Consider the following 22,330-nt stretch of genomic DNA (forward strand, 5'->3'; position numbering starts at 1 on the left):
GGCCTAGACTGTAGGCCTTGTGTTGGGTGTTGCCTCGTGTCCCCGGTTGGGGGTGCGGGGCAACACCCTTTTGCGTGGCGTCGAAAAGCGCCGATGAGCGTGCCTGCGATGGGATTGCACTGGGCTCAAGAGCCCCGATAATTCGATCCCCAAAATATTTTGCGATCAGGTGTTGGAAGCCTTAGGGTTAACTGCATGTACCCAGGTACCTGATCGATCGATGGCGGGAGCCTGGGTGGCGCTTTGGTGTCTCATGGTGGGGCACTGTGTCCCGAAGGAATCTGTATGAAGAAGCACCCCGTCCTTCGCCGCCGTGGTACCTCAGTGGCCGCTGCCGCGTTATCTTTTGCACTTATCGCGCCGTTTGCGCAGCCGATTGCCGCTCCGCACTGTGCTGCCACCGCTTTCGCAGGCACCCCGGAGCAAACCGGCCAGCCAAACGACGCTGGTAATGGGGTCGAGTACCCGGGCGGAAACGCGGATGGCGTCTATCAATCTGCTGTGGACGAGGAACGCTACACGTTCACGGACCAGCCCGTCAGGGTCAAAGGAGCGATAGAGTCCGACGCACCGCAGGGCACGAACCAGTCTATTGAGGGCTACGTTATCCACCAGCGAAACGGCGACCTCTCGGTGTATCCGGGTTCGCGCGACCCCTGGAGGCCGATCCCGATGGAGGGCGTGCGCGTGTACGCGCAGTGGACTGAGAAGGGCGGTGTCACTTCGCCGGTCTATACGGCGACCACGCGTGAGGATGGCCGCTACACCATTCATATGCAGCCGTTCACCAACGCCAAGGGTGAGGTTGTGAAGTTCGACGCGGACCCAAATGGCCCGCAGTACGAGAAGATCCGTGTGTGGGTGGAAAACCCGGACCCGGAGAACTTCACCCAACTCTATGGGTACAAGTTCGGTTCCCTCGGTCCCGATGCGGCATCGTACGACGTCCTTGGCGGCATGAGCTGGCTCATCGGGTCGGACCGCGTGACCAACGCGCGCTTTACGTTTGGCGAGAAGATACGTAATGACATCATGCATCGCGATGATGCCACCGAGAACGCTCTGGTAGGTGGGGGAAACGCGTCACCTGGTCAGATCAAGGGCGACCTGTTTTGGAGCATCTGGACCTCCCAGGGCGCGTTCACGCCGAACCTGCTGAACAAGTACGACGGTCCGGACGTCCCTGCAACAGGGATGAAGGTCTACGCCTCGTACTTGTCTGACTACGCAGTTCGTCAGATTGAGGAGGGGTATACCAAGGAACATGGCCTCAAAGAGGTGCGCGGTTGGGGATGGACCAACCGCGATGAGGCTGCGCTGCAGAACTGGATCAAACGCAAGATGGCCGAGGAGGGCAAGGAGAAGTGGATTGCTGAGACCGCTGTCGCCACCGTCGGTAGCGATGCCGTCTACCAGCTGCAGTTCAAGGGCACGTTCGGTTTCGCGTGGAATGATCGCAGCCGGTTCACTGATCTGAACCGCAACGACGGCACCGAGGTGACGTTGTCGGATGGGAAAACGTACAAGGCGTACGACCTGTTTGGGCAAGTCGCCCCGAGTGCTGAGGATGGCACCTGGTATAAGCTCGCCACCGGCCGTGGGGCGAAGAACTTGCCGAAGCACGTGAACTGGGATTGGTTGTTCTTCTCCACAGAAGAGCTAGAAGGGCTGGGGCAGTTCACGCCGTTCTACAACAACGCCTTCCTGCCACGTCGGCAGTACGTGTTCAACGGTCCAGGGAACTGGGGCGGCGGATTCGTCTATACCGACCGTGAGCCCTTCCTGCTTGAAAACCGTATCGTTCTTTATTCGGATTACACCGTCTTTGACGTGCTCGACTACGACACAGGGGACAACCCGGCGAAGCCGGGTGACGTAGTGACCACCGAGACTGGCGGACTGCCGAAGCGCTTCGTCGACGGCATGAAGTACGAGATCGAGTGGATCGACACGGATGCTGGCAAGGTCGTGAAGGTCTGCGATGCTGTGCACGCCACGAATGGAACCATTCCCGGGTGCTCGCTGGACACCGGTGACAAGGCACTCTTCCCGGATGGCATGACGTCCACGACAACGTTTGCGGCATATCTGTACCCGATCAACGCGGAGACGAACAGGCGCGGCCGGCCGATTGCAGTCGACGCGTTCACAGTGCGGGTCGGCTGGCAGCCACAGTATGAGTCGACCGCTGCTCAGCCTGGTGAGTCGGCGACGTCGAAGCCACCGACCTTCGACAGCACCAAGACCGAAAACGTGCGGGAGGAGCTCACCGCCGAGGAACTCGCTGCAGAGGATGCGAACCAGGAGCCGACGAAGTTTGAGCTGGCGGAAGGCTTTAGCGTTCCGCGCGATTACGAGATTTTCGTTGATCCGGCTACGGGTGAGGTCTCGGTGACGTTCCCGCAGCACGCGTCGGCAAATGCCGACATCGATGTGCCGGTGAAGGTCACCTACAAAGATGGAATGTCTGCAACTGGTACCGCGCACTTCGTCCTTGAAGTAACCGACCGCACTGCTGGCCAGGTGCAGCCAGAGTACGCCGTAGGCGAGGCGAAGCCGGGCGAGGTCGTGACGTCGACACCGACTTTTAAGGAAGAAGACGAGCACGGCGATCCCACCGATACGACGGTGGCTATGCCCGAGGACACAACGTTCGCGTTGGACACAGACCCGGAGAAGACTCCGCGGTACACCGACCGCGAAGGCAGGGAGAAGCCGCTGCCACTGGGTGAAGTGCCGGTGGATCCACGCACCGGTGCTGTGACTATCACAATCCCGAGGGACGCACAGCCGGGGTCAGAAGTCACCGTGCCCGTTGAGGTCACGTATCCGGATGGTTCTGGGGACCGCGCTGACGCCATGATCACCGTTGGCATCCCAGATAGCGAGAGCTTCGAGCCGGAGTACGGCAACGTGCTCGTCGTGCCTGGCAAGCCGGCGACGTCCGAGCCTACCTTGAAGAGCAGCCACGGCAGGGTAGTCGATGTGCCTAATGGGTCGGAGTTTGTGCTTGCTGAAGAGTTTGAGGCGCCGGAAGGTTACACCGTGGTCAGCGTCGACAAGGCGACCGGTGCAATCACCGTGACTGTCGACGCCTCCGCATTGCACAAGGACACCGTCGAAGCGTTTGCAGCTCCGGTCACGGTGACGTACCCGGACGGTTCGGCTGACCATGTGACCGCCACATTCCACCTCGACACCGATGGTGATGGGACCCCGGATGTCGTCGATTCGGATGATGACGGAGATGGCGTCCCGGACTCGGTAGAGAAGGAGAAGGGGTCGAACCCGAAGAACAAGGGCTCGATTCCCGCGACCCCAATTGAGCCGGGGAGACTCAATCCGCTGGTCATCACTGACACGGTCACCGTTGTTGAGGGACGGGAGTCTGCGCCGTTTGAGACGGCGAAGCACGTGCCAAAAGGCGGGAGGGTCTCCATCGAGGGACTACCTGGCGTACTGACGGTTGAGGTGGAGACCGGTAAGGCAACCGCGAACCCGGAAAAGTTCTACGACTGGGACGCAGACGAGGAAACGCGCGACGTACCCGTCACGGTGACCATTGCCGATAGAGACGGAACGACCGTCGCTGAAGGCACAAAGGTGCTTACCGCCCAGCGCGATACCGACGGTGATGGGGTACCGGACGTTAAAGATGCGGATGACGACGGGGACGGAGTCCCGGATGTAGAGGAGAAGCAGGCGGGCACAGATCCGAAGGATCCGAACTCCGTGCCAGCGGTGATCAGGGAAATCGGTGAAAAGTCGGGCACCGTTGGCATACCGATTGCTCCGTTTACGCTCGAGGTCGACAACGCTCCGACGACGGGCACCATCAGGTTTGATGGTCTGCCGGATGGGGTCGCGTTTGATCCGGAGACCGGCGAGGTTTCGGGCACCCCGGAAGTGGCTGGCACCTTCGAGGTGACGGTGACTGTGGTGGGTACGCACCGCAGGCCGGTCACCGGGGCCGATGGCCAGCCAGTGGTGCGGACGTTTGCGTTCAACGTCGCGGAGAGCCAGGAACCGACAGATAGCGAGCGCTTTGCGCCGGAGTATCGCGAGGTCAGCGGCAATCCTGGTGAAGACGCCAGTGTGCGCACGCCGGTGTTCAAGGACAACGACGGCAACATCGTCAAGCCTCCCGCGGGCACAACATTTAGCGCTGGCGAGGGTACGCCGGAGGGCGCGACGGTGAATGAGGACGGCTCATTTACTGTGCCAGTGCCCGCGAACGCGCAGCCGGGTGAGAAGCTTCAGATCCCGGTTCTCGTGACGTACCCGGACGGTTCCACTGACGTAGTCGAGGCCGCTGTGCGTGTGGTGAAGCCGGATCCGACGGTGCAGCCTGCTGATACCCCCATCGTTCCTGCAGATGGAGGGGAGCACGCGGTTGGCGTAGTCGAGCACCCGAACGGTGATGAGTCAGGCAGGCTTATCGACGAGGGCGGCGACGTGATCCCGGGCTCCAAGGTGATGATCGCCGAGGACGGCACCGTCAAAGTCACGGTGCCGGAAGGCACTGGCCCGCAGGCAGCCAAGGTCGTGATCACTGGCAGTGGAGAAATTATTGGCGAGATCGGCATCACTATCGTTGACCCGAACTCCGACGCAGCGAGGTTTGTACCGAACTACGGACTGACTCGCGTTGAAGCTGGCGCAACCGAGAACGCGAACCCGTTTACAGGAAAGGCTGATGTGCCGCTGAAGCGTGCGGTCGGCACACCGTCGGCGGGTGCTGAAGGCTGGGCGTTCGAGATAGCGTCGACAAGCGGCGAAATCGCGGCGACCGCGCCGAGCGCTGCGCAGGTCGGCGAGCGGGTCGCCGAGGAACTGCCGGGGATCAGGCACCAGGTGGCGTCTCAGCGGTGGGACGAGTTTGTGAAGGCCTTTACCGCGCTTGCGAGGCCGAGCGTGGAGGTGCAGTTCACCTACCAGGACGGGTCGACAAACCAGGCGAGTGCCGTATTCGAGCTCAACGCCTTGCTGGATCCGGACGGCGACTTTGACGGTGACGGCATTACCAATAGGGACGAGGTGACCGCCGGGACCAACCCTGCAGATAGTGACACCACGCCGCCGGTGATCAATGAGGTCAGGCCGGGGAATCGGGCGATCTCCGGGAAGGGCGATCGTCCTGGAGAGACCATCACGGTGACCTTCCTGGGCGGACACACGGTCCTGGCCACGACAGGGAAGGACGGCACCTGGACCGCCAAGTTGCCGTCGGGTGTGGTGCTGCGCCCGGGCGACAAGATCACCGCGACTGATGGTGCGGGCAATACGTCGGCCACGAACGTTGGCATCGATATTGCGAAGTGCGCGGCGACCGCCATTGGTTTCAGCCTGCCGCTGGTGGCGCTGATCCCGATTGGTCTGGCCTCCGAGCTGCAGATTCCGGGTCTGTCCGGCGTTGCGGCGCAGCTCGACGCGCAGATTCAGGCCGCGAACACGCAGCTGCAGCAGCAGGCTGGCCTGTTTAACCCGCAGCTTGCCGCGCAGGTTGAAGCGATAAACCAGCAGCTGGCCAAGGTCGGCGCGGATCTGGTCAGTGTTGCTAGCGGGCTCGCCCTGGTTGCGGTTGGCATCCTTGGCGGGACGTTGATTTATGATAACTGCTCGCCAAGCGGTGGGAGCTCCGTGCAGGATCTTCAGCTGCAGGGGTCTTCGGGCAAGACCTACACGGGGTCTTCTGATACGAAGTAGTGCTGTGCCGAAATCCCCGCGACACGCAGGCTAAAGGTGCTGCGTGTTACGCTTGCTGGCCATGGAGCTCAACATTGGAAGAGTCGTGAAATCGCACGGCATTAAAGGCGAAGTCGCAGTTGACATCACTACCGACGACCCGGACGTTCACTTCGCCGTCGGGGAAACGCTCACCGGCAAGCAGGCTGGCAAAGAGGTTGAGCTCACCGTCAAAACCATGCGTCCGCACCAGAAGCGCCTGCTCGTCAGCTTCGAGGAGATCCCGGACCGCACCGCCGCTGACAGCCTGCGCGGCATGAAGTTCTTCGCGGAGCCCTTGGAGCACGACGCCGAGGAGGACGGCTATTACGACCACGAGCTCACGGGGCTTGAGGTGCGTATGGATGGTACGCGCATCGGCGAGGTGACAGGCGTGATGGATACCCCGAACCGCAAGATCCTCGAGGTGGACTACCAGGGCAGGGAAGTGCTCATCCCCTTTGTCGCAGACATCGTCCCCGAGGTCGACTTGGACAACGGCTACCTCACCATCACCCCGCCGGAGGGCCTGCTCGATGTCTAGCACCCCGCAGCTGCGTCTCGACGTAGTCACCATTTTCCCCGAGTACCTCGAGCCGCTGCGCCACGCGCTCTTAGGCAAGGCGATTGAGCAGGGGATCCTCGAGGTCGGCGTGCACGACCTGCGGCAGTGGGGCGAGGGCAACCACAAGTCTGTCGACGCCCCGCCCCTCGGTGGAGGCCCCGGCATGGTGATGAAGCCGGAGGTGTGGGGCCCAGCGCTCGACGCCGTCACGCACCGCGACGCTCACGTCGAGACGCTCACCTCCGCTGCCACGCATCGCAACGACAAGGTCCGGCACGACGAACGCCGCGGCGTCGAACCCCGCCCCTACGAAGCCCGCGATGTGCGCGAGGGTGAAGACCCTGCAGCGCCCTTGCTGCTCGTGCCCACCCCGGCGGGCGCGCCCTTTACACAAGCGGACGCGCAGGCTTGGTCGCGCGAGCGGCACATCGTGGTGGCCTGCGGTCGCTACGAGGGGATTGACCAGCGTGTCTTCGAAGAGGCCACGGCGCGCTACCGCGTGCGTGAGGTCTCCATCGGGGATTACGTGCTCATCGGTGGGGAAGTCGCCACACTTGTGATTGCTGAGGCCGTCACAAGGCTCATCCCGGGTGTTTTGGGCAATACGCAAAGCCACGAGGACGACAGTTTCTCCGATGGGCTGCTCGAGGCACCCAGCTACACCACGCCGCGCACCTGGCGAGGCATCGCAGCACCCGAGGTGCTGACCTCCGGCGACCACGGCAAGGTGGAACAGTGGCGCAGGCAGGCCTCGCTTTCTCGCACCCAAGCCACGCGTCCGGATCTCATCGCGCAGGCGCGCCAATCTGGCCGCCTCGACGCAGACGACGTGTTCTTCCTCGATTCCCACCCAGTCATTACTGGGTTAGACGTGCTCATTGATCCGCAGGCGTGGCCCAAGGTGCGCAAACGCATGCGCCGCTCGCTGGCCCAGGCGGGCTATCGCATCGACAACGCGACCCTCACCCCACGCGAGGGCACAGCCTGCTTCGAGCCTTCCATGTTGGAGCAGGCCTACGAGCGCGAGCACGGCCGCCCGCCGCACGTCCCGTTGTGCGAGCTTGAAATCACGGGCCGCACCACGCTGAGTAACGCGGAAGCTACCGAGGCCGTGGTCGCAGCCCTGCCGCGGGGTACCCAGTGGGTGGGCGCGACCCGGGCAGTAGAATCGCAACAATGACATCTCTCGCAGCGACAATCGCGACAGAACTCAACGTACAACCACACCAGGTCGAGGCAGCACTGAAGCTGCTGGCCGAGGGCAACACCGTCCCGTTCATCTCCCGCTACCGCAAGGAAGCTACCGGCGGGCTCGATGACGCGCAGCTGCGCCACATCGAGGAGCGCCACACCTACCTCGTGGAGCTAGAAGAGCGGAAGCAGACCGTCATCGAGGCGATCGAGGAGCAGGGCAAGCTCACCGACGAGCTCAAGCGCCAGATCCTCGACGCCGACACCAAGGCCCGTGTGGAGGACCTCTACCTGCCGTACAAGAAGCGCCGCAAGACCAAGGCAGATATCGCGCGCGAGGCCGGCCTCGAGCCGCTGTTGGACAAGCTTATCGACGCCCCCGGCACCGACCCCGAGGCGCTTGCGCAGGACTTCCTCTGCGAGGGCTTCGCGGAGACGAAGGCAGCCCTCGACGGAGCGCGCGCTATCCTGGTCGACCGCTTCGCCACCGACGCCGACCTGGTCGGCGAAGTCCGCGAAAGGCTCTACGCCACCGGCACGATGCGCTCGTCGGTCGTTGAAGGCAAGGAAGCGGAGGGCGCGAAGTTTAAGGACTACTTCGAGTTCAACGAGCCCTTCGAGTCCCTGCCCTCGCACCGCATCCTCGCACTGTTGCGCGGGGAGAACGAGGGCGTGCTCACGCTCGACCTGGACGCGGGCGATGAGTCGGTCTACCAGGGCATGATTGCCGAGCGCTTCGAGCTGCCGGTAGACGACAGCGAGTGGCTGGCCAAGGCGGTCAAGTGGGGGTGGCGGACCAAGCTGCAGGTCTCTGCCAACCTGGATACGCGCGTCCGGCTCAAAGAGAAGGCCGAAGAAGGCGCGCTCGAGGTGTTCAAGACGAACCTGCGCGACGTGCTGCTTGCCGCACCCGCGGGGCAGCGCGCAACCCTCGCTTTGGATCCGGGCTACCGCAACGGTGTCAAATGTGCGGTCATCGACGGCACGGGCAAGGTGCTCGACACCACGATCGTCTACCCGCACCAGCCGCAGAACCAGTGGCAGCAGGCGGTGCAGACGCTGTCCTCGCTGTGCGCGCAGAACGCGGTAGAGCTGATCGCGGTGGGCAACGGTACCGCCAGCCGCGAATCGGAAAAGCTCGCCGGTGAAGTCGCGGACCTGATCGCCCAGGCCGGCGGCGCACGGCCGACACCGGTCGTGGTCTCGGAGTCGGGTGCTTCGGTGTACTCGGCAAGCGAGATCGCCGCCGAGGAGTTCCCGGATATGGACGTCTCTCTGCGTTCCGCTGTCTCCATCGCCCGCCGCCTGCAGGACCCGCTCGCGGAGTTGGTGAAGGTGGACCCGAAGTCCATCGGCGTGGGCCAGTACCAGCACGACGTGAACCAGGCCGCGCTCGCGCGCACGCTCGATGCCGTGGTGGAAGACGCCGTGAACTCGGTGGGCGTAGATGTGAACACGGCATCGGCGCCGCTGCTGGAGCGGGTTGCCGGGGTGAGCGCGACGATCGCGAAAAACATCGTCGCCTACCGCGACGAGCACGGCTCCTTTGCCTCGCGCAAGGAGCTGGGCAAGGTGCCGCGCCTTGGACCGAAGGCCTTTGAGCAGTCCGCGGGCTTTTTGCGTATCCAGGGCGCGGCCGATCCGCTCGACGCCTCCGCCGTCCACCCCGAGGCCTACCCGGTGGTCAACCGCATCGCCGCGTCCACCGGGCTGGATACCAAGGGACTCATTGGCAACAGTGCGGTGCTGACGAAGCTGCGCCCGGCCGATTTCGCCGACGAGACCTTCGGCGTGCCCACTGTCACCGACATCATCGCCGAGCTGGACAAGCCGGGCCGCGACCCGCGCCCCGAGTTCAAGACCGCCACCTTCAAAGAGGGCGTAAACAAGGTTTCCGACTTGACCCCGGGCATGATCCTCGAGGGTACGGTCACCAACGTCGCCGCCTTCGGCGCGTTCGTGGACGTGGGCGTACACCAGGACGGCCTGGTCCACGTCTCCGCGATGAGCCACAAGTTCGTCAACGACCCGCACGACGTGGTGCGCTCCGGCGAGGTGGTCAAGGTCAAGGTGATGGACGTTGACGTGGAGCGCCAGCGTATCGGGCTGAGCCTGCGGCTTGACGACGAGCCGGGGCAGGAACCCAAGCGCGGCGGCGGCAAGCCCGCGCAGTCGCGTGGTGGGAAGCGCCGGGGTGGGGGACGACGTGGCGTCGACAAGCAAAAGGCCCCTGGCGGTTCGATGGCCGATGCGCTCAAGCGTGCCGGATTTGGGAAATAGGGTCTCGCCTGTGTAGACTTGCGCAGGTTGTTGTAGGCGACATGAACCAGCCGAGCGCCCTTGAATGGGAAAAGCCGCTAGGGTCCTCTGTCCTTAAACGTAAAGGATTGCTTGACATGAGCAACGGCATTATTGATCTTGTAGACGCAGGCCAGCTGCGTGACGACATTCCGGACTTCCGCCCGGGCGACACGCTCGACGTGCACGTGAAGGTGATCGAGGGCTCGGTGACCCGTACCCAGGTCTTCACCGGCTTCGTTGTGCGTCGTCAGGGTGGCGGCATCCGCGAGACCTTCACAGTCCGCAAGGTCTCCTTCGGCATCGACGTGGAGCGTACCTTCCCGGTGCACTCCCCGAACATCGAGAAGATCGAGGTTGTCCGCAAGGGTGACGTCCGTCGTGCGAAGCTGTACTACATGCGTGAACTGCGCGGTAAGGCAGCTCGTATTAAGGAGCGTCGCTAAGCTTTTTCAGCTTCGGCACACGCCCCGCACGCCAGGTATTGGTGTGCGGGGCGTTTTGCGTGGGCTGCTAAAGTGTGCGGAGTGACCAACGTGAATGGAAAGCCGAGCGGCTCGACCCCGAAGCCGGAATACCCCCGCGACACCACTGTGCCGGCAGCGCCCGCAGCTGAGCAGGGCGCGCCTGTAGCCCAGGCCGAGGAGCCCAAGGAAGAGGGCAAGAAGGAAATGCCGTGGTACGTGGAAATCCCCATGGTCATCGTGCTTACTCTGGTGTTTATCTTCCTTATTCAGACCTTCATCGGGCGCCTTTACGTCATCCCTTCGGGTTCGATGGAGCCCACCCTGCACGGCGAGGACGGTTCCGGCGACCGCATCTTCGTGGAGAAGATCACCTACGCGTTCAACGACCCGGAGCCGGGAGATGTGATCGTGTTTAAGGGCACCGACTCCTGGAATACCGGCTTTTCCACCAACCGCTCCGACAACACTTTCGTCCGCGGGCTGCAGGAGGCTGGCTCCTGGGTGGGGCTCGTACCGAAGGATGAGAACACGCTGGTCAAACGCATTATCGCCGAGGGCGGCCAGACCGTGTCCTGCCAGGAAGGCGACTCGTCGGTCATGGTGGACGGGGCACCGATCAACCAGGACTACATGATGCAGCCGTCCTACTACCCGGTCGATCCCACCACGGGATCGGATGCGTGCGGCGGGCCCTACTTCGGCCCGGTGGAGGTGCCGGAGGATCACTACTTCATGATGGGTGATAACCGCACTAACTCCGCGGATTCCCGCTACCACCTCGGCGACGGGCTCGAGGGCACGATCCCGCGCGAGAACATCCGCGGCAAGGTGCTCGGCATCGTCTTCCCGCTGAACCGCTTCGGCGGCGTGGAGAGCCCGGACATCCTGCAGTAGCGCATGGGGCGTGTTCGCAGGCTAAAGCAGCTGCGTACCTACGAGGTCGCACTGCATAAGGCGGGCCTGGGGCCTGTCGCGGGCGTCGACGAAGCAGGCCGCGGTGCCTGCTTCGGGCCGATCACGATCGCGGCGTGCGTGCTGCCGCCCGAGCCGCTGCGCGCGCTGGAGGGGCTGACGGATTCGAAGAGGTTGACGGCGCGGCGTCGAGAAGCACTCTTTGCCCCGATCATGGAGCTGAGCCTCGCGCACGCGATCGTGCACATCCCGGCCGGCGAGATCGACCACCGGGGGATCCAAGCCGCGAACCTGGACGGGGCGCGCCGCGCGGTTGCCCAGCTTGGAGTGCAGCCGGGCTATGTGCTTGTCGACGGCTTCCGCATCCCCGGCATGCCCGTAGCGCAACTGCCAGTCATCGGCGGGGACGCCGCGGCGCGCTGCATCGCGGCGGCGAGTGTGCTGGCCAAGGTGAGCCGGGACCGGCTCATCGCGGAGATGGACGAGGCATACCCCGGCTACGGGCTGGCAGGCCACAAGGGCTACGGGACGAAGGTGCACATGGATGCGGTGCGCCGCCACGGCGCGACACCTGAACACCGTTATAGTTATGCCAACGTCAAAGAGGCGCACGAGGTCTACACAAAAGGGGTGCTTTGATGAGCGCTGAGGAACTGGATAACTACGAGGCCGAAGTAGAACTCTCGCTGTACCGCGAGTACCGGGATGTGGCCAGCCAGTTCTCCTACGTCGTTGAGACTGACCGCCGCTTCTACCTGGCAAATGCGGTCGAGCTGATCCCGCACACTGAGGGCAGGGACGTCTACTACGAGGTCCGCATGTCGGACTGCTGGGTGTGGGACATGTACCGCGCTGTGCGCTTTGTCCGCTACGTCCGCGTGATTACGTTCAAGGACGTCAACATTGAGGAGCTGGACAAGCCGGACATCACCTTCCCGGATCCGCGCTAGAGGTTTTTTAGCCCGCGGAGGGAACCGGCGGGCCTGTTTCGGAGTCTAACTAGGTACGGCGTGTGCGAACGCACCGCAAGACAAACACCTAGTGACTTTGGGAGGGGCCATGCACCACACCACTTTTGCCAACCAGTACGAGCTCGGCTACGCCGGCGAAGCCAGCGCGATTTCCTTTTACGAGCAGGCCGGCTACGAGCTGCTCGCGCACCGCGCGCGATGTAGATCCGGCGAGCTCGACCTGATCTTTCTCGCGCCGGACGGCGCAATTGTGTGCGTGGAGGTGAAAACGCGCCGCAGCACCAGCTTCGGGGGCGCGGAGGCCGTGACCTCGAAGAAGCTGGCTACGATGCGCCGCTGTGCAGCCGAGTGGCTCGCGGGTCATGAGCACGACTATCACGAGGGGCGCTTCGACGTCGTCGAGGCGCTTTTCGACGGCACCGAGTTCCACCTCCAGCGCTACCAGGGGGCCGAAGATGGCGCTTGCTAGCACACAAACCGCAACGGTAGAAGCCGTCCACGCCCACCCGGTGACGGTGGAGGCCAACGTCGGCCCGGGCCTGCCCGGGATGCACATGGTGGGGCTGGGTGACGCAGCGGTGAAAGAGTCGCGCGAGCGAATCCGCACCGCGGTGGCCAATGCGGCGCTGCCGTGGCCGCGCACGAAGATCATGGTCTCGCTCTCGCCCGCGCACTTGCCGAAGGCGGGCTCGCATTTCGACCTGCCCGTCGCCGTCGCGGTGCTGGGCAGTCTGGACCCGCGTGCCCAAGTGCGGCTGCGCTCGACGATGCTGCTCGGCGAGCTGGCTCTCGACGCCACGCTACGCCGGGTCGAGGCGATCCTGCCGATGCTGCTTCAGGCGCGCCAGCGTCAAGACATCGAGACCATCATCATCCCGCGCGCGAATCAGCACGAGGCCGCGCTGGTGGGTGATCCCCGTATCCGGCTGGCCGACTCGCTGGGGGAGGTCTTCGCGTTCCTTACCGGCGGGCCGGCGTTGGAGGCAGTTTCCGCGGAGTTCGCTTGCGCGGCGAGCTCGGAAGGCCCGGACTTTCGCGACATTGCGGGACAGGCGCACGAGCGCGCCGCCTTCGAGGTCGCTGCCGCGGGCGGCCACCACGTAATGCTGGTGGGCCCGCCCGGCACCGGCAAGTCCATGCTAGCTGAGCGCCTGCCGTCGATCCTGCCACCTTTGACCCAGCATGAGCGCATCGAGTGCACCTCGCTGCACCAGGCCGCGGGTATCTCGCGCGGCGAGGTGGTGGTCAACCGGCCTTTCATCGCCCCGCACCCCTCGCTGACCAAAACGATGCTGCTTGGCGGGGGTGCGCACAACCCTGCGCTGGGCGCGGTAAGCCAGGCCCACCACGGGGTCCTCTTTCTTGACGAGGCCTCCGAGATCCCCGCCCGCGTCCTCGACGCCCTACGCATCCCACTCGAGCAACAGGAAGTGCGGCTTACCCGTGGCAAGCGCACCGTGATCTTTCCGGCCAGCTTCCAGCTGATCATGGCCGCTAACCCCTGCCCCTGCGGACAGGAGCAGGAAAAGTGCCGCTGCCACCCCAGCGAGCGGGCCCGCCACCTGGCCAACATCTCCGGCCCCCTGCGCGACCGGCTGGACGTGTTCTGCCGCACCACCCAGGCCGCCGCGGTGTTAAGCCCCGAGGGCGCGGAATCCAGCGCGGTCATCGCCGAGCGCGTGGCCTGTGCCCGCGAGCGCGCCGCCGCCAGGTGGGGCGCGCCACTGACTAACGCGCAGGTGGCCTCCACGCTGCTGCGCCGCGAGCACCCAGCCGACGAGGCCGGCATGACCTTCCTCGAACACCGCCTCGGCCACGGCGAGCTCACCCAGCGCGGCGTGGACAAGGTGCTCAAGCTCGCCTGGACGCTCGCGGACCTCGAAGCCGCGGCCGTACCCGACATCGACCACGTCGCCCGCGCCTGCGAACTGCACGCCCCGCGTCTTGAGGAGCGTGCAGCATGAGCGCATTGACGTCTTGGGCGTACCTCTCGCGCGTGATCGAAGGCCCGTCCACCCACCTGCAGGAGCTGCTGCGCGCCGGGCGCGACGCGGACGAGATCGCCCGCGGGATTCGGCACCGCGCATCCTGGCTCGGTCCGCTTTTACGTACCACCGAGCGCCGCTATGACTGGGACCGGCCAGAAGAAGACTTGGAGCAGGCGCACTCGCTTGGCTACGCCCTGCTCACCCCGGAAGCAGCCGGTTGGCCGAGCACACGCATCGAGGAGGCTTTTGTCCGCGGCGCGTTCGCAAGCCGGGAGAATATGGACAACCCCATCGCGGACGCCGCCGCCCCGCACGCGCTTTGGGTGCGCGGCGCGCATGATCTGGCGCAGCTGTGCGAGCAGTCCGTCGCGTTTGTGGGCACCCGTGCCGCCACCGCCTACGGGCACCAGGCCACCCAGGATCTGGTCACCTCGGTAGCCAAGCACCGCTACACAGTGATCTCCGGTGGGGCGCTCGGGATCGACACGGTTGCACACGAGGCGGCGCTCGCCGCGCGCACCCCGACGGTGGTGGTCGCCGCCTGCGGGCCGGGTATCACCTATCCGCGGCGCAACGAGCGCCTCTTTGACCGGATCGTGGCGGCGGGTGGTTCTGTTGTGTCGGAATATCCACCGGGTGTGACCCCGGATCGGCATCGTTTCCTTACCCGGAACCGCTTGGTCGCCGGGCTGAGCCAGGGGAGCGTCGTGGTGGAAGCAGCGTTTCGTTCCGGTGCGCTGAACACCCTGAAGTGGGCCCGCTACTACAACCGGCAGGCGATGGCGGTGCCCGGATCGATCCTGGGTGCAGGCTCCCTGGGCGCGAACCTGGCCATCCGCAACGGGTCAGCCACCATGGTGCTCAACGGCGAGCAGATCCATGCCCAGCTTGGCGAACTTGGTACGAGCGAAGGTGAGGAGCAGCTCGAACTCGAATACGCGGCGAACCCCGTCCAGCAGCTCAGCCACAACGAGCTGCGCATCTACGACGCCACCCCGCCGCACGATACCCAGGCGCGCGAGGCAGAGGAGATCGCCGCGAGCGCCGGAATGAGCACCGGGTTGACCGTCCACCTGCTCATGGAGCTCGAGCGCCGCGGACTCGTCCAGCGAAACCGGCGGGTGTGGTCCCGCACCCAGACGTAACCCGCGGGGGACAAGTACACTCATGTGACATGAGTGATGTTGGCACGCAGTTTCTCGCTGCCGCGGCGGACTACGCAGACTACGCGCGCACGGTGCAGAGCCGCTCGGAAAACACCGTCAAGGCGTACGCGGCGGACCTACGCTCGCTCGGCGGCTACGTGCGCACGCTCGACGAGTTCACCCTGGACACGCTGCGCACCTGGCTTGCCGACGCCGCCCGCGCCGGCAAAGCCCGCACCACCATCGCCCGGCGCACCGCCACCGCGCGAGGGTTTTCCACCTGGGCCTACAAGCAAGGGCTTCTCGACGCCGACGTCGCCGCCCGCCTGGTCACCTCCCAGGTCTCCCGTCCGCTTCCTACCGTGGTCAACCCCGATCGCGCAGGTGCACTCGTCGAGGCCGAAACCGCCGACGACGCTCACCCCGCCGAAGCCTTACGCGACCGCGCAATGCTCGAGCTGCTCTACGCTACCGGCATCCGCGTCGGCGAACTCACCGGCTTAGACGTTGGCGACCTCGACTTCGACCGCCAGGTTGCCCGAGTTACCGGTAAGGGCAACAAGCAGCGCACCGTGCCGTTTGGCACACAGGCGAGCCTGGCCGTGCAGGACTGGCTGGAGCAGGGGCGCGACGAGCTGGCGGGGAAGACCCGTGCCCTGTTCGTGGGCAGCCGCGGTGCGCGCATCGACCAACGGCAGGTGCGCCGTATCGTAGGGCGCGCCGGGCAACGGGCAGGGTTGACTGACATCACGCCGCACACGCTGCGCCACACCGCGGCCACGCACACGCTCGAGGGCGGGGCTGACCTGCGTGTTGTCCAAGAGATGCTCGGGCACTCCAGCCTGCAGACCACGCAGATCTACACGCACGTCTCGGCTCAGCGCCTGCGCCGCGTCTACGAGCAGGCGCACCCACGGGCCTAAGCGTCAAGCGGTTTGAGCCGGATCTGCGGGGGATCCAGGAGCGTGAGCGGGTCGAAGTAGCCGTCCTTCCCGCGCAGTGCACCCCAGTGCAGCCCGAGGTGCGAGTTCGGCGCGTTTGGAGGGGAGTAGGCGAGCGTGCCGATGGCGTCGCCCTCGGCAACCGCATCGCCCTTCTTTAGTGCGGTGCGTACGGGCTGGTAGGTGGTGCGAAAACCCTCAGGGTGGTGGATGGAGAGCACCGGCGTGCCGGCGACGTTACCCGCGAAGTGGACGGTGCCGCCTCCTGCGGCGTAGATCGTGTCACCTGGTTCGGCGGCAAGATCCACCCCGCGGTGACCGGGCTGCCAGTTCTTCAAGGGGATTTCGGCGGGCCGTAACACCTGCGAGGCGTGCGATGCGGTGGTTGTGGGGTCTACCCAGGCAAGTGCCGGGGTAGAAGTGGCAACTAGGAGTAGGAGGGTAAGGAGGATGGCGGTGATGGGGGAGCGGGTGGGCGTCGATAAGCATTGCATGCGTCTATGTAAAGCAGATACTTCGCTTGTGCGGAAGAGTAAGCGAAAAATCTGTGGATAACGCGCGCGAGTTATCCACAATTAGGAGTTGCGGCATGTGGCGCGTATAGTTGTCCCGGCAGTATGCGCGCTTTTGTGCGCAGCTGACTCCGCGCGCCGACACACGCGGGCCGGGCAAAGGTCCCCTCGAGAAGGGGTGCACGGCACGCACGGTGCCAGGGTGTGGGATAAAAACCCGCACATAGACCAGTACATAACCGAACTACTTTCTCCAAAGGAGACATTCCCATGGCAGTTGTAACCATGCGCGAACTCCTCGACGCCGGTGTCCACTTCGGCCACCAGACGCGTCGTTGGAACCCGAAGATGCGTCGCTTCATCTTCACCGACCGCAACGGCATCTACGTCATCGACCTGCAGCAGACCCTGACCTACATCGACGAGGCGTTCGAGTTTGTCAAGGAGACCGTTGCACACGGCGGCACCATCCTGTTCGTCGGCACCAAGAAGCAGGCGCAGGAGTCCATCCAGGAAGAGGCAGAGCGCGTCGGCATGCCGTACGTCACCCACCGTTGGCTCGGTGGCATGCTCACCAACTTCCAGACCGTGTCCAAGCGAATCGCCCGCATGAAGGAACTGCAGGCGATGGACGCAGCCGAGGACGGCTACGCCGGCCGCGGTAAGAAGGAAGTCCTCATGCTCACCCGCGAGCGTGTCAAGCTTGAGCGCGTGCTCGGCGGCATCGCCGACATGACCAAGACCCCGTCCGCACTGTGGATCGTTGACACCAACAAGGAGCACATCGCCGTCAACGAGGCGCAGAAGCTGCGCATCCCCGTTGTTGCAGTGCTGGACACCAACTGCGATCCGGACTTCGTCGACTTCCCGATCCCGGGCAACGACGACGCCATCGGCGCAGTCAAGCTGCTCACCCACGTCGTGGGCGAGGCAGTCATCGCTGGTAAGCAGCAGCGCGAAGAGCGTCAGCTCGCCGCAGCTCGCGACGCCGCAGGCGACAACGACGCCAAGCTGCAAGCAGAGGCCACCGAGGCCGCTGCGCAGGCCGCATCCTCCGACGACGTCTCCGCTGCTGACGCAGCGAAGGCAGCTGCCGCAGCCGAGGCTGCAGCTCCGCAGGAGGTCGCACCGGTCGAGCAGCCGCACGCAGTGCGCGCCGCCGAGCAGGCTAAGCAGGAGGAAGGCTCCGACAAGGAGGCTTAAAACCTCACCCTTCATTCACCCCGCGTCTTCGGTTCACGTCCGCCCCAATAGTTGGGCCGGGACGCGAGCGAAGCGCGGGGTGAACTGCGTGAAGGGGACTGTTAGCCGCGTCTAGCATGCCGATGATGAAGAATTCGGCTACCCTTTACACGATTACTTATCACAGCCAACTTGCGTGGCCGCCTCGCGTAGAAAAGCGTGAGGCGGGGGCGGAAGTTGCACAAACCTTAAACGAGGAGGATCGCCCAACAATGGCGAACTACACCGCAGCAGACGTGAAGAAGCTCCGTGAGATGACCGGCTCCGGCATGATGGACTGCAAGAAGGCGCTCGAGGAGACCGGCGGCGACTTCGAGAAGGCCGTGGAGAACCTGCGCATCAAGGGTGCAAAGGACGTGGGCAAGCGCGCAGAGCGCAACGCCCTCGAGGGCCTGGTTGCTGTCTCCGGCAACACCATCGTCGAGGTCAACGCCGAGACCGACTTCGTGGCTAAGAACCAGGAGTTCAAGGACCTCGCTGCCAAGATCGCTGACGCTGCCGCTGCAGTGAAGGCCAACTCCGCAGAGGAGCTTGCCAACGCTGACGTCGACGGCCAGACCGCACACGAGGCGCTCCAGGTGCTCTCTGCCAAGATCGGCGAGAAGCTCGAGCTGCGTCGCGCCGCTACCGTCGAGGGCACAAACGTTGCCAAGTACTTGCACCAGCGCTCCGCTGACCTGCCGCCGGCCGTCGGCGTGCTCGTTGCCTACACTGGCGACGACGCTGAGGCTGCGCACCAGGTTGCGCTGCAGATCGCTGCGATGAAGGCTCGCTTCCTCAAGCAGGAGGACATCCCGGCCGACGTCGTTGAGAAGGAGCGTGCTGTCCAGGAGGAGATCACCCGCAACGAGGGCAAGCCGGAAGCTGCCATCGCCAAGATCGTCGAGGGCCGCATGGGTGGCTTCTTCAAGGACGTCGTCCTGCTCGACCAGCCGTCCCTGGGTGACTCCAAGAAGACGGTGAAGCAGTTCGCCGACGAGCACAACATCGAGATCACCGACTTCGTCCGCTTCGAGGTTGGCCAGGCATAAGGTTTCACCTGCCTAGGTTGCAAGCGCCCAGCTCCCTTACCAGGGGGTTGGGCGCTCTTTTTGTGCGTTTATCTTCTCGTGCGCTCTCTGGCTAGAATTGTGGGCGATAACTTCCACGCACATCCGGTTTTCGTGAAAAGGAGTGTCACACTGTGACTGATATCGCCCCCGACCGCAACGGCTTCAAACGCGTCATGCTCAAGCTGGGCGGTGAAATGTTTGGCGGCGGCAAGGTTGGCATCGACCCGGACGTGGTGGAAAGCGTGGCGTCGCAAATCGCCGAGGTAGCCAAGTCTGGCACTGAGGTCGCCGTGGTCATCGGCGGCGGCAACTTCTTCCGCGGCGCCGAGCTGCAGAAGCGCGGCCTGGACCGCGCTCGCTCCGACTACATGGGCATGCTCGGCACCGTGATGAACTGCCTGGCCCTGCAGGACTTCCTCCAGCAGAAGGGCGTGGACTGCCGCGTGCAGACCTCCATCAACATGGCGCAGATCGCCGAGCCGTACCTGCCGCTGCGCGCTGCCCGCCACCTGGAGAAGGGCCGCGTGGTCATCTTCGGCGCAGGCATGGGTATGCCGTACTTCTCCACCGACACCACGGCCGCACAGCGCGCGCTGGAGATCGGCTGCGAGGTACTGCTCATGGCCAAGGGTGTGGATGGCGTCTACGACGACGACCCGCGCACCAACCCGGACGCGAAGCTGCTCACCGAGGTCTCGCCGCGCGAGGTGCTTGAGCAGGAGCTGAAGGTGGCGGACGCGACCGCGTTCTCGCTGTGCATGGACAACAACATGCCGATCCTGGTGTTCAACCTGCTCAAGGAAGGCAACATCGCGCGTGCGGTGGCCGGCGAGCAGATCGGGACGCTGGTGGCTTAGAGGGGCTCCCTTGGCGCTTTGAGCCGCTCCTAGGCCCCATAGACGGGCCAATGGCGAAGCCGCCACCCAACACATTATGAGTTGGGTGGCGGCTTCAGTGCTTCTCGTGGTTAGAACGACCCGCCGTTGTTGTACCACCAACCAAACGCGGCGGCGAGCACACCACCGAGCGCCAGCACAATGCCAACGATGAGGCCCGGGGAAGTACTCGAGCCGTTGCTATCCGACGGCGTGGGCACAGGGGTCTGCGTGGCACGCGTTGGGATCGGCTTCGGCGTACTCGGCTTCGGCGTCGGCACGCTTGTTGGTGCCGTGGTGGGCGCTGGGCGCGAAGTCGAAGGAACCGGTGTAGGTGTTGCCCTCACCAGTGGTTCAAGGTTGGCCTTCAGGTCCTCCTTGACCACGTCCGAAGCATGGTTCTGCGAATCAGCCAGCACAGCCTTCGCTTCGTCCTTGGTCACGCGGATCACTGGTATATCAACCGTGAAGTTCTCCTGGATTTCCTTCTTGCTGTTGCGCAGCGTAAAGGTGACCGGCATCGTGTTCTTCTGATAGCCGTCCAGTGTGCCCAGTGCAATATCCACCGGCTGCTTGTACTTCTCATGCAGGATGCCCTCGGTCGCAACGCGCTTGGTTACGGAGCCCTTCGGCCATGCAACCTCAAGCGAAAACACCTCGGGGTCCAGCCCCTTGTTGTCGACAACCATGCGGATGGAGTTCCCCGGGTTGCCAACGGCGACCGTGTTGCTCGCATTGTCAGTGTCGTTGCTTAACCCGCCCTTGCCGTTGTTGGACTCGGCCGCGATGATCTCCAAGTCGCGCACCGAGCGATCCTCTTCAACCTCTTCAGCGTGATCCTCCGGCAAACCGATCACACCAGCGCTCTTGCCCAAGACCGGGTTACGCAACGCCAGATTGGGCCAGTCCGCTGGAATATTGAACGCCCCGGTAAAGCATTGCTGATTCTTGCAGTGGGGGACAGCATTCTTGACTTCGGCTTCGGACCGCGGGCCATGTTGCGCACCCTCAGTGGAATACACAAACCCGTAATCCCTATCAAACTGGTACAGGTAGTTCATCGTGGACCGGTACTCAGGGATGTAGTTGCGGCCCCTGTGCGCACGGCTCTCCGCAGTCTCTGCACCATCGTGGTTAAGGCCCAGCGTGTGGCCGAACTCGTGCAGGATGGTATTGCGCACGTCGTTCTCAGTCATTTGCGGCAACTTGGCTACGTAGAATGTTGACCCGCCTAACGTGCCGCGGCCACTGCTTGCCTTCTGGACATCGCCATCTTCCATCTGACCGCCAATGACACCGCGGCGGAAAATGTTCTCGCGGCTACCCAGCTCCGCCTGGTACTCCCGGAGGGGGTCGCCCGAATCAAAGGGGAACTGCTTGTAATCGAGCGTCTTGCCGCCCTCCGTCTCATCCAGCCTAAAGTCAGGGCTGTAGAGCGGTCCTGCATCGATGTGGAGCTTGATCCCGTGCTCGTCAAAAAGCTGCTCAAGCTGCATCAGCGTCGAGCGCTGAGGACGGAACGACGTGGTATCCATGCGGCCACATTCGGCAAGTTGTACCGGTGTCACGGCATCAATGCAGTTGTTGGTCTCCCACTCGGATTTCATCCAGTTGAGTTGCAGGAACAGATCCTTCTGGTCAGGCCGTGCGCCCCATCGCGGCAAGTCATAAACCGTACCGTCAATGGTGACGCCCTCTTCCTCCCACTGGTCTGGAAGCCCATCGCCATCTAAATCAGCAGCGCCTTGTTGGGTTGCAACCTCAATTACCGCCTTCGCGGTGACGGCTCCCTTGCCCTGCCAGCGTGCCGTCTGGTAGCGGAACTGGCCAGGGTGGTCTTCGGACGCCTCGGAGAACTCATCGGCGTAGCCGTGTTGATCAGCCCCTTCGAAGGCCAAATCCAATTCGTAACCGGCGCTTTCTGGCACGATGTGGTACTTCGACCTATCCTTGTTCACGGTGTAGTTCGGAGCTGTGTCTTTAAACCAATTCGTAAGGTCTACCAGCACAATCCCGCCGTCTGCGCGGGAGGCCTCAACCGTTACCGTAGCTTTGGAGCCATTGAACTCGTACGTACGCACGATGCGGCGGCCATCTCCGTGATCCGTAGTCATGACAACCGTGTTGGCGTCTTTACGTGTCACCGTGGTGTTTGTGGAAAACGATTCCCACGAATCAAGCTCGTAGAACAGCACGCTGGCCTGGAAGTTAAGTTCCAGCAGACCCGGAGCAGACAGGGGATTGGAGTAGCGGAAGGTGCTCATCTTTGACGCGGATAAATCAAATCCCGTGAATGCACCACCGTTTGTATCTCCTTGTTCGACAGTCGCCTTGTTCTCATTGATGCGAACAGCCGCTTGTGCCACTGGAGTCTCCGGCACCACCATCGTTGCAGTGAGCAGTGCCGCAGTTGCAGCAAGTGCAGTGAATGGTTGGAAAAATCGCAT

At 63.7% G+C, this 22,330-nt stretch carries 17 protein-coding genes; 15 read left to right on the plus strand and 2 right to left on the minus strand.

Going from position 1 to position 22,330, the window contains the following annotated elements; genetic code table 11:
- Window positions 1-285: 285 nt before the first annotated feature.
- The 12 genes from HMPREF2990_RS07225 (at window position 286) to HMPREF2990_RS07280 (ending at window position 16,184) form a co-directional block, all read left to right on the plus strand.
- The gene (locus HMPREF2990_RS07225) at window positions 286-5,706 is read left to right on the plus strand and encodes a YPDG domain-containing protein (RefSeq protein ID WP_070763613.1); all 5,421 of its coding nucleotides are present in this window, start codon (window positions 286-288) and stop codon (window positions 5,704-5,706) included.
- Window positions 5,707-5,761: 55 nt separating this feature from the next.
- Window positions 5,762-6,268: a ribosome maturation factor RimM gene (rimM, locus tag HMPREF2990_RS07230; protein ID WP_371575712.1), complete on the plus strand. Its 507-nt coding sequence runs from the start codon at window positions 5,762-5,764 to the stop codon at window positions 6,266-6,268.
- On the plus strand, window positions 6,261-7,469 hold the full coding sequence (gene trmD / locus HMPREF2990_RS07235; RefSeq protein WP_246817481.1) for a tRNA (guanosine(37)-N1)-methyltransferase TrmD: 1,209 nt from the start codon (window positions 6,261-6,263) through the stop codon (window positions 7,467-7,469). Before rimM ends, trmD begins: the two co-directional genes overlap by 8 nt.
- Window positions 7,466-9,760: a Tex family protein gene (locus tag HMPREF2990_RS07240; RefSeq protein ID WP_070763616.1), complete on the plus strand. Its 2,295-nt coding sequence runs from the start codon at window positions 7,466-7,468 to the stop codon at window positions 9,758-9,760. Before trmD ends, HMPREF2990_RS07240 begins: the two co-directional genes overlap by 4 nt.
- A gap of 116 nt (window positions 9,761-9,876) precedes the next feature.
- On the plus strand, window positions 9,877-10,224 hold the full coding sequence (gene rplS / locus HMPREF2990_RS07245; protein WP_070763618.1) for a 50S ribosomal protein L19: 348 nt from the start codon (window positions 9,877-9,879) through the stop codon (window positions 10,222-10,224).
- Window positions 10,225-10,449: 225 nt separating this feature from the next.
- Window positions 10,450-11,139, plus strand: a complete 690-nt coding sequence (lepB, locus tag HMPREF2990_RS07250) for a signal peptidase I (RefSeq protein ID WP_070763948.1) — start codon at window positions 10,450-10,452, stop codon at window positions 11,137-11,139.
- A gap of 3 nt (window positions 11,140-11,142) precedes the next feature.
- Complete coding sequence (locus tag HMPREF2990_RS07255) at window positions 11,143-11,796, plus strand: ribonuclease HII (RefSeq protein ID WP_038591267.1); 654 nt, start codon at window positions 11,143-11,145, stop codon at window positions 11,794-11,796.
- Window positions 11,796-12,107 carry a DUF2469 domain-containing protein gene (locus tag HMPREF2990_RS07260; RefSeq protein ID WP_070763620.1) on the plus strand — a complete coding sequence of 104 codons (312 nt, stop codon included), beginning with the start codon at window positions 11,796-11,798 and terminating at the stop codon, window positions 12,105-12,107. The genes HMPREF2990_RS07255 and HMPREF2990_RS07260 overlap by 1 nt, the downstream gene beginning before the upstream one ends.
- 109 nt (window positions 12,108-12,216) lie before the next feature.
- Window positions 12,217-12,597 (plus strand): YraN family protein, encoded by a 381-nt coding sequence (locus HMPREF2990_RS07265; RefSeq protein WP_070763622.1) that lies wholly within the window; start codon window positions 12,217-12,219, stop codon window positions 12,595-12,597.
- Entirely contained in the window at window positions 12,584-14,092 is a 1,509-nt protein-coding gene (locus HMPREF2990_RS07270) for a YifB family Mg chelatase-like AAA ATPase (protein WP_070763624.1), read from the plus strand. The genes HMPREF2990_RS07265 and HMPREF2990_RS07270 overlap by 14 nt, the downstream gene beginning before the upstream one ends.
- Window positions 14,089-15,261 (plus strand): DNA-processing protein DprA, encoded by a 1,173-nt coding sequence (gene dprA, locus HMPREF2990_RS07275; protein WP_070763626.1) that lies wholly within the window; start codon window positions 14,089-14,091, stop codon window positions 15,259-15,261. The genes HMPREF2990_RS07270 and dprA overlap by 4 nt, the downstream gene beginning before the upstream one ends.
- A 29-nt stretch (window positions 15,262-15,290) precedes the next feature.
- On the plus strand, window positions 15,291-16,184 hold the full coding sequence (locus tag HMPREF2990_RS07280) for a tyrosine recombinase XerC (protein ID WP_070763628.1): 894 nt from the start codon (window positions 15,291-15,293) through the stop codon (window positions 16,182-16,184).
- Here HMPREF2990_RS07280 and HMPREF2990_RS07285 read toward each other — a convergent pair.
- Window positions 16,181-16,696, minus strand: a complete 516-nt coding sequence (locus tag HMPREF2990_RS07285) for a M23 family metallopeptidase (protein ID WP_070763630.1) — start codon at window positions 16,694-16,696, stop codon at window positions 16,181-16,183. The genes HMPREF2990_RS07280 and HMPREF2990_RS07285 overlap by 4 nt on opposite strands.
- Before the next feature lie 288 nt (window positions 16,697-16,984).
- Between HMPREF2990_RS07285 and rpsB the strand changes: the two genes are divergently transcribed.
- The 3 genes from rpsB to pyrH all read left to right on the plus strand — a co-directional run bounded on the left by rpsB (window position 16,985) and on the right by pyrH (window position 19,865).
- A complete protein-coding gene (gene rpsB, locus HMPREF2990_RS07290) occupies window positions 16,985-17,917 on the plus strand; it encodes a 30S ribosomal protein S2 (RefSeq protein WP_038591248.1) in 933 nt (310 codons plus the stop codon).
- Between the two features lie 251 nt (window positions 17,918-18,168).
- The gene (gene tsf, locus HMPREF2990_RS07295; protein ID WP_070763632.1) at window positions 18,169-18,987 is read left to right on the plus strand and encodes a translation elongation factor Ts; all 819 of its coding nucleotides are present in this window, start codon (window positions 18,169-18,171) and stop codon (window positions 18,985-18,987) included.
- Window positions 18,988-19,181: 194 nt separating this feature from the next.
- The gene (gene pyrH, locus HMPREF2990_RS07300) at window positions 19,182-19,865 is read left to right on the plus strand and encodes a UMP kinase (RefSeq protein WP_246817498.1); all 684 of its coding nucleotides are present in this window, start codon (window positions 19,182-19,184) and stop codon (window positions 19,863-19,865) included.
- Between the two features lie 110 nt (window positions 19,866-19,975).
- On the opposite strand, the gene HMPREF2990_RS07305 is transcribed toward pyrH, so the two are convergent.
- On the minus strand, window positions 19,976-22,330 hold the full coding sequence (locus HMPREF2990_RS07305) for a hypothetical protein (RefSeq protein WP_141757838.1): 2,355 nt from the start codon (window positions 22,328-22,330) through the stop codon (window positions 19,976-19,978).

The organism is Corynebacterium sp. HMSC071B10, assembly GCF_001814825.1.
GTDB lineage: Bacteria > Actinomycetota > Actinomycetes > Mycobacteriales > Mycobacteriaceae > Corynebacterium.

What these genes read in the sequence shown, in the direction of transcription:
- trmD (WP_246817481.1), top strand. Translation starts at nt 6,261, where the DNA reads ATGTCTAGCACCCCGCAGCTGCGTCTCGACGTAGTCACCATTTTCCCC.
- pyrH (WP_246817498.1), top strand. Translation starts at nt 19,182, where the DNA reads ATGCTCAAGCTGGGCGGTGAAATGTTTGGCGGCGGCAAGGTTGGCATC.
- rpsB (WP_038591248.1), top strand. Translation starts at nt 16,985, where the DNA reads ATGGCAGTTGTAACCATGCGCGAACTCCTCGACGCCGGTGTCCACTTC.
- rplS (WP_070763618.1), top strand. Translation starts at nt 9,877, where the DNA reads ATGAGCAACGGCATTATTGATCTTGTAGACGCAGGCCAGCTGCGTGAC.
- lepB (WP_070763948.1), top strand. Translation starts at nt 10,450, where the DNA reads ATGCCGTGGTACGTGGAAATCCCCATGGTCATCGTGCTTACTCTGGTG.
- HMPREF2990_RS07255 (WP_038591267.1), top strand. Translation starts at nt 11,143, where the DNA reads ATGGGGCGTGTTCGCAGGCTAAAGCAGCTGCGTACCTACGAGGTCGCA.
- HMPREF2990_RS07240 (WP_070763616.1), top strand. Translation starts at nt 7,466, where the DNA reads ATGACATCTCTCGCAGCGACAATCGCGACAGAACTCAACGTACAACCA.
- tsf (WP_070763632.1), top strand. Translation starts at nt 18,169, where the DNA reads ATGGCGAACTACACCGCAGCAGACGTGAAGAAGCTCCGTGAGATGACC.
- HMPREF2990_RS07285 (WP_070763630.1), bottom strand. Translation starts at nt 16,696, where the DNA reads ATGCAATGCTTATCGACGCCCACCCGCTCCCCCATCACCGCCATCCTC.
- HMPREF2990_RS07280 (WP_070763628.1), top strand. Translation starts at nt 15,291, where the DNA reads ATGAGTGATGTTGGCACGCAGTTTCTCGCTGCCGCGGCGGACTACGCA.
- HMPREF2990_RS07270 (WP_070763624.1), top strand. Translation starts at nt 12,584, where the DNA reads ATGGCGCTTGCTAGCACACAAACCGCAACGGTAGAAGCCGTCCACGCC.
- HMPREF2990_RS07265 (WP_070763622.1), top strand. Translation starts at nt 12,217, where the DNA reads ATGCACCACACCACTTTTGCCAACCAGTACGAGCTCGGCTACGCCGGC.
- HMPREF2990_RS07305 (WP_141757838.1), bottom strand. Translation starts at nt 22,330, where the DNA reads ATGCGATTTTTCCAACCATTCACTGCACTTGCTGCAACTGCGGCACTG.
- HMPREF2990_RS07260 (WP_070763620.1), top strand. Translation starts at nt 11,796, where the DNA reads ATGAGCGCTGAGGAACTGGATAACTACGAGGCCGAAGTAGAACTCTCG.
- dprA (WP_070763626.1), top strand. Translation starts at nt 14,089, where the DNA reads ATGAGCGCATTGACGTCTTGGGCGTACCTCTCGCGCGTGATCGAAGGC.
- HMPREF2990_RS07225 (WP_070763613.1), top strand. Translation starts at nt 286, where the DNA reads ATGAAGAAGCACCCCGTCCTTCGCCGCCGTGGTACCTCAGTGGCCGCT.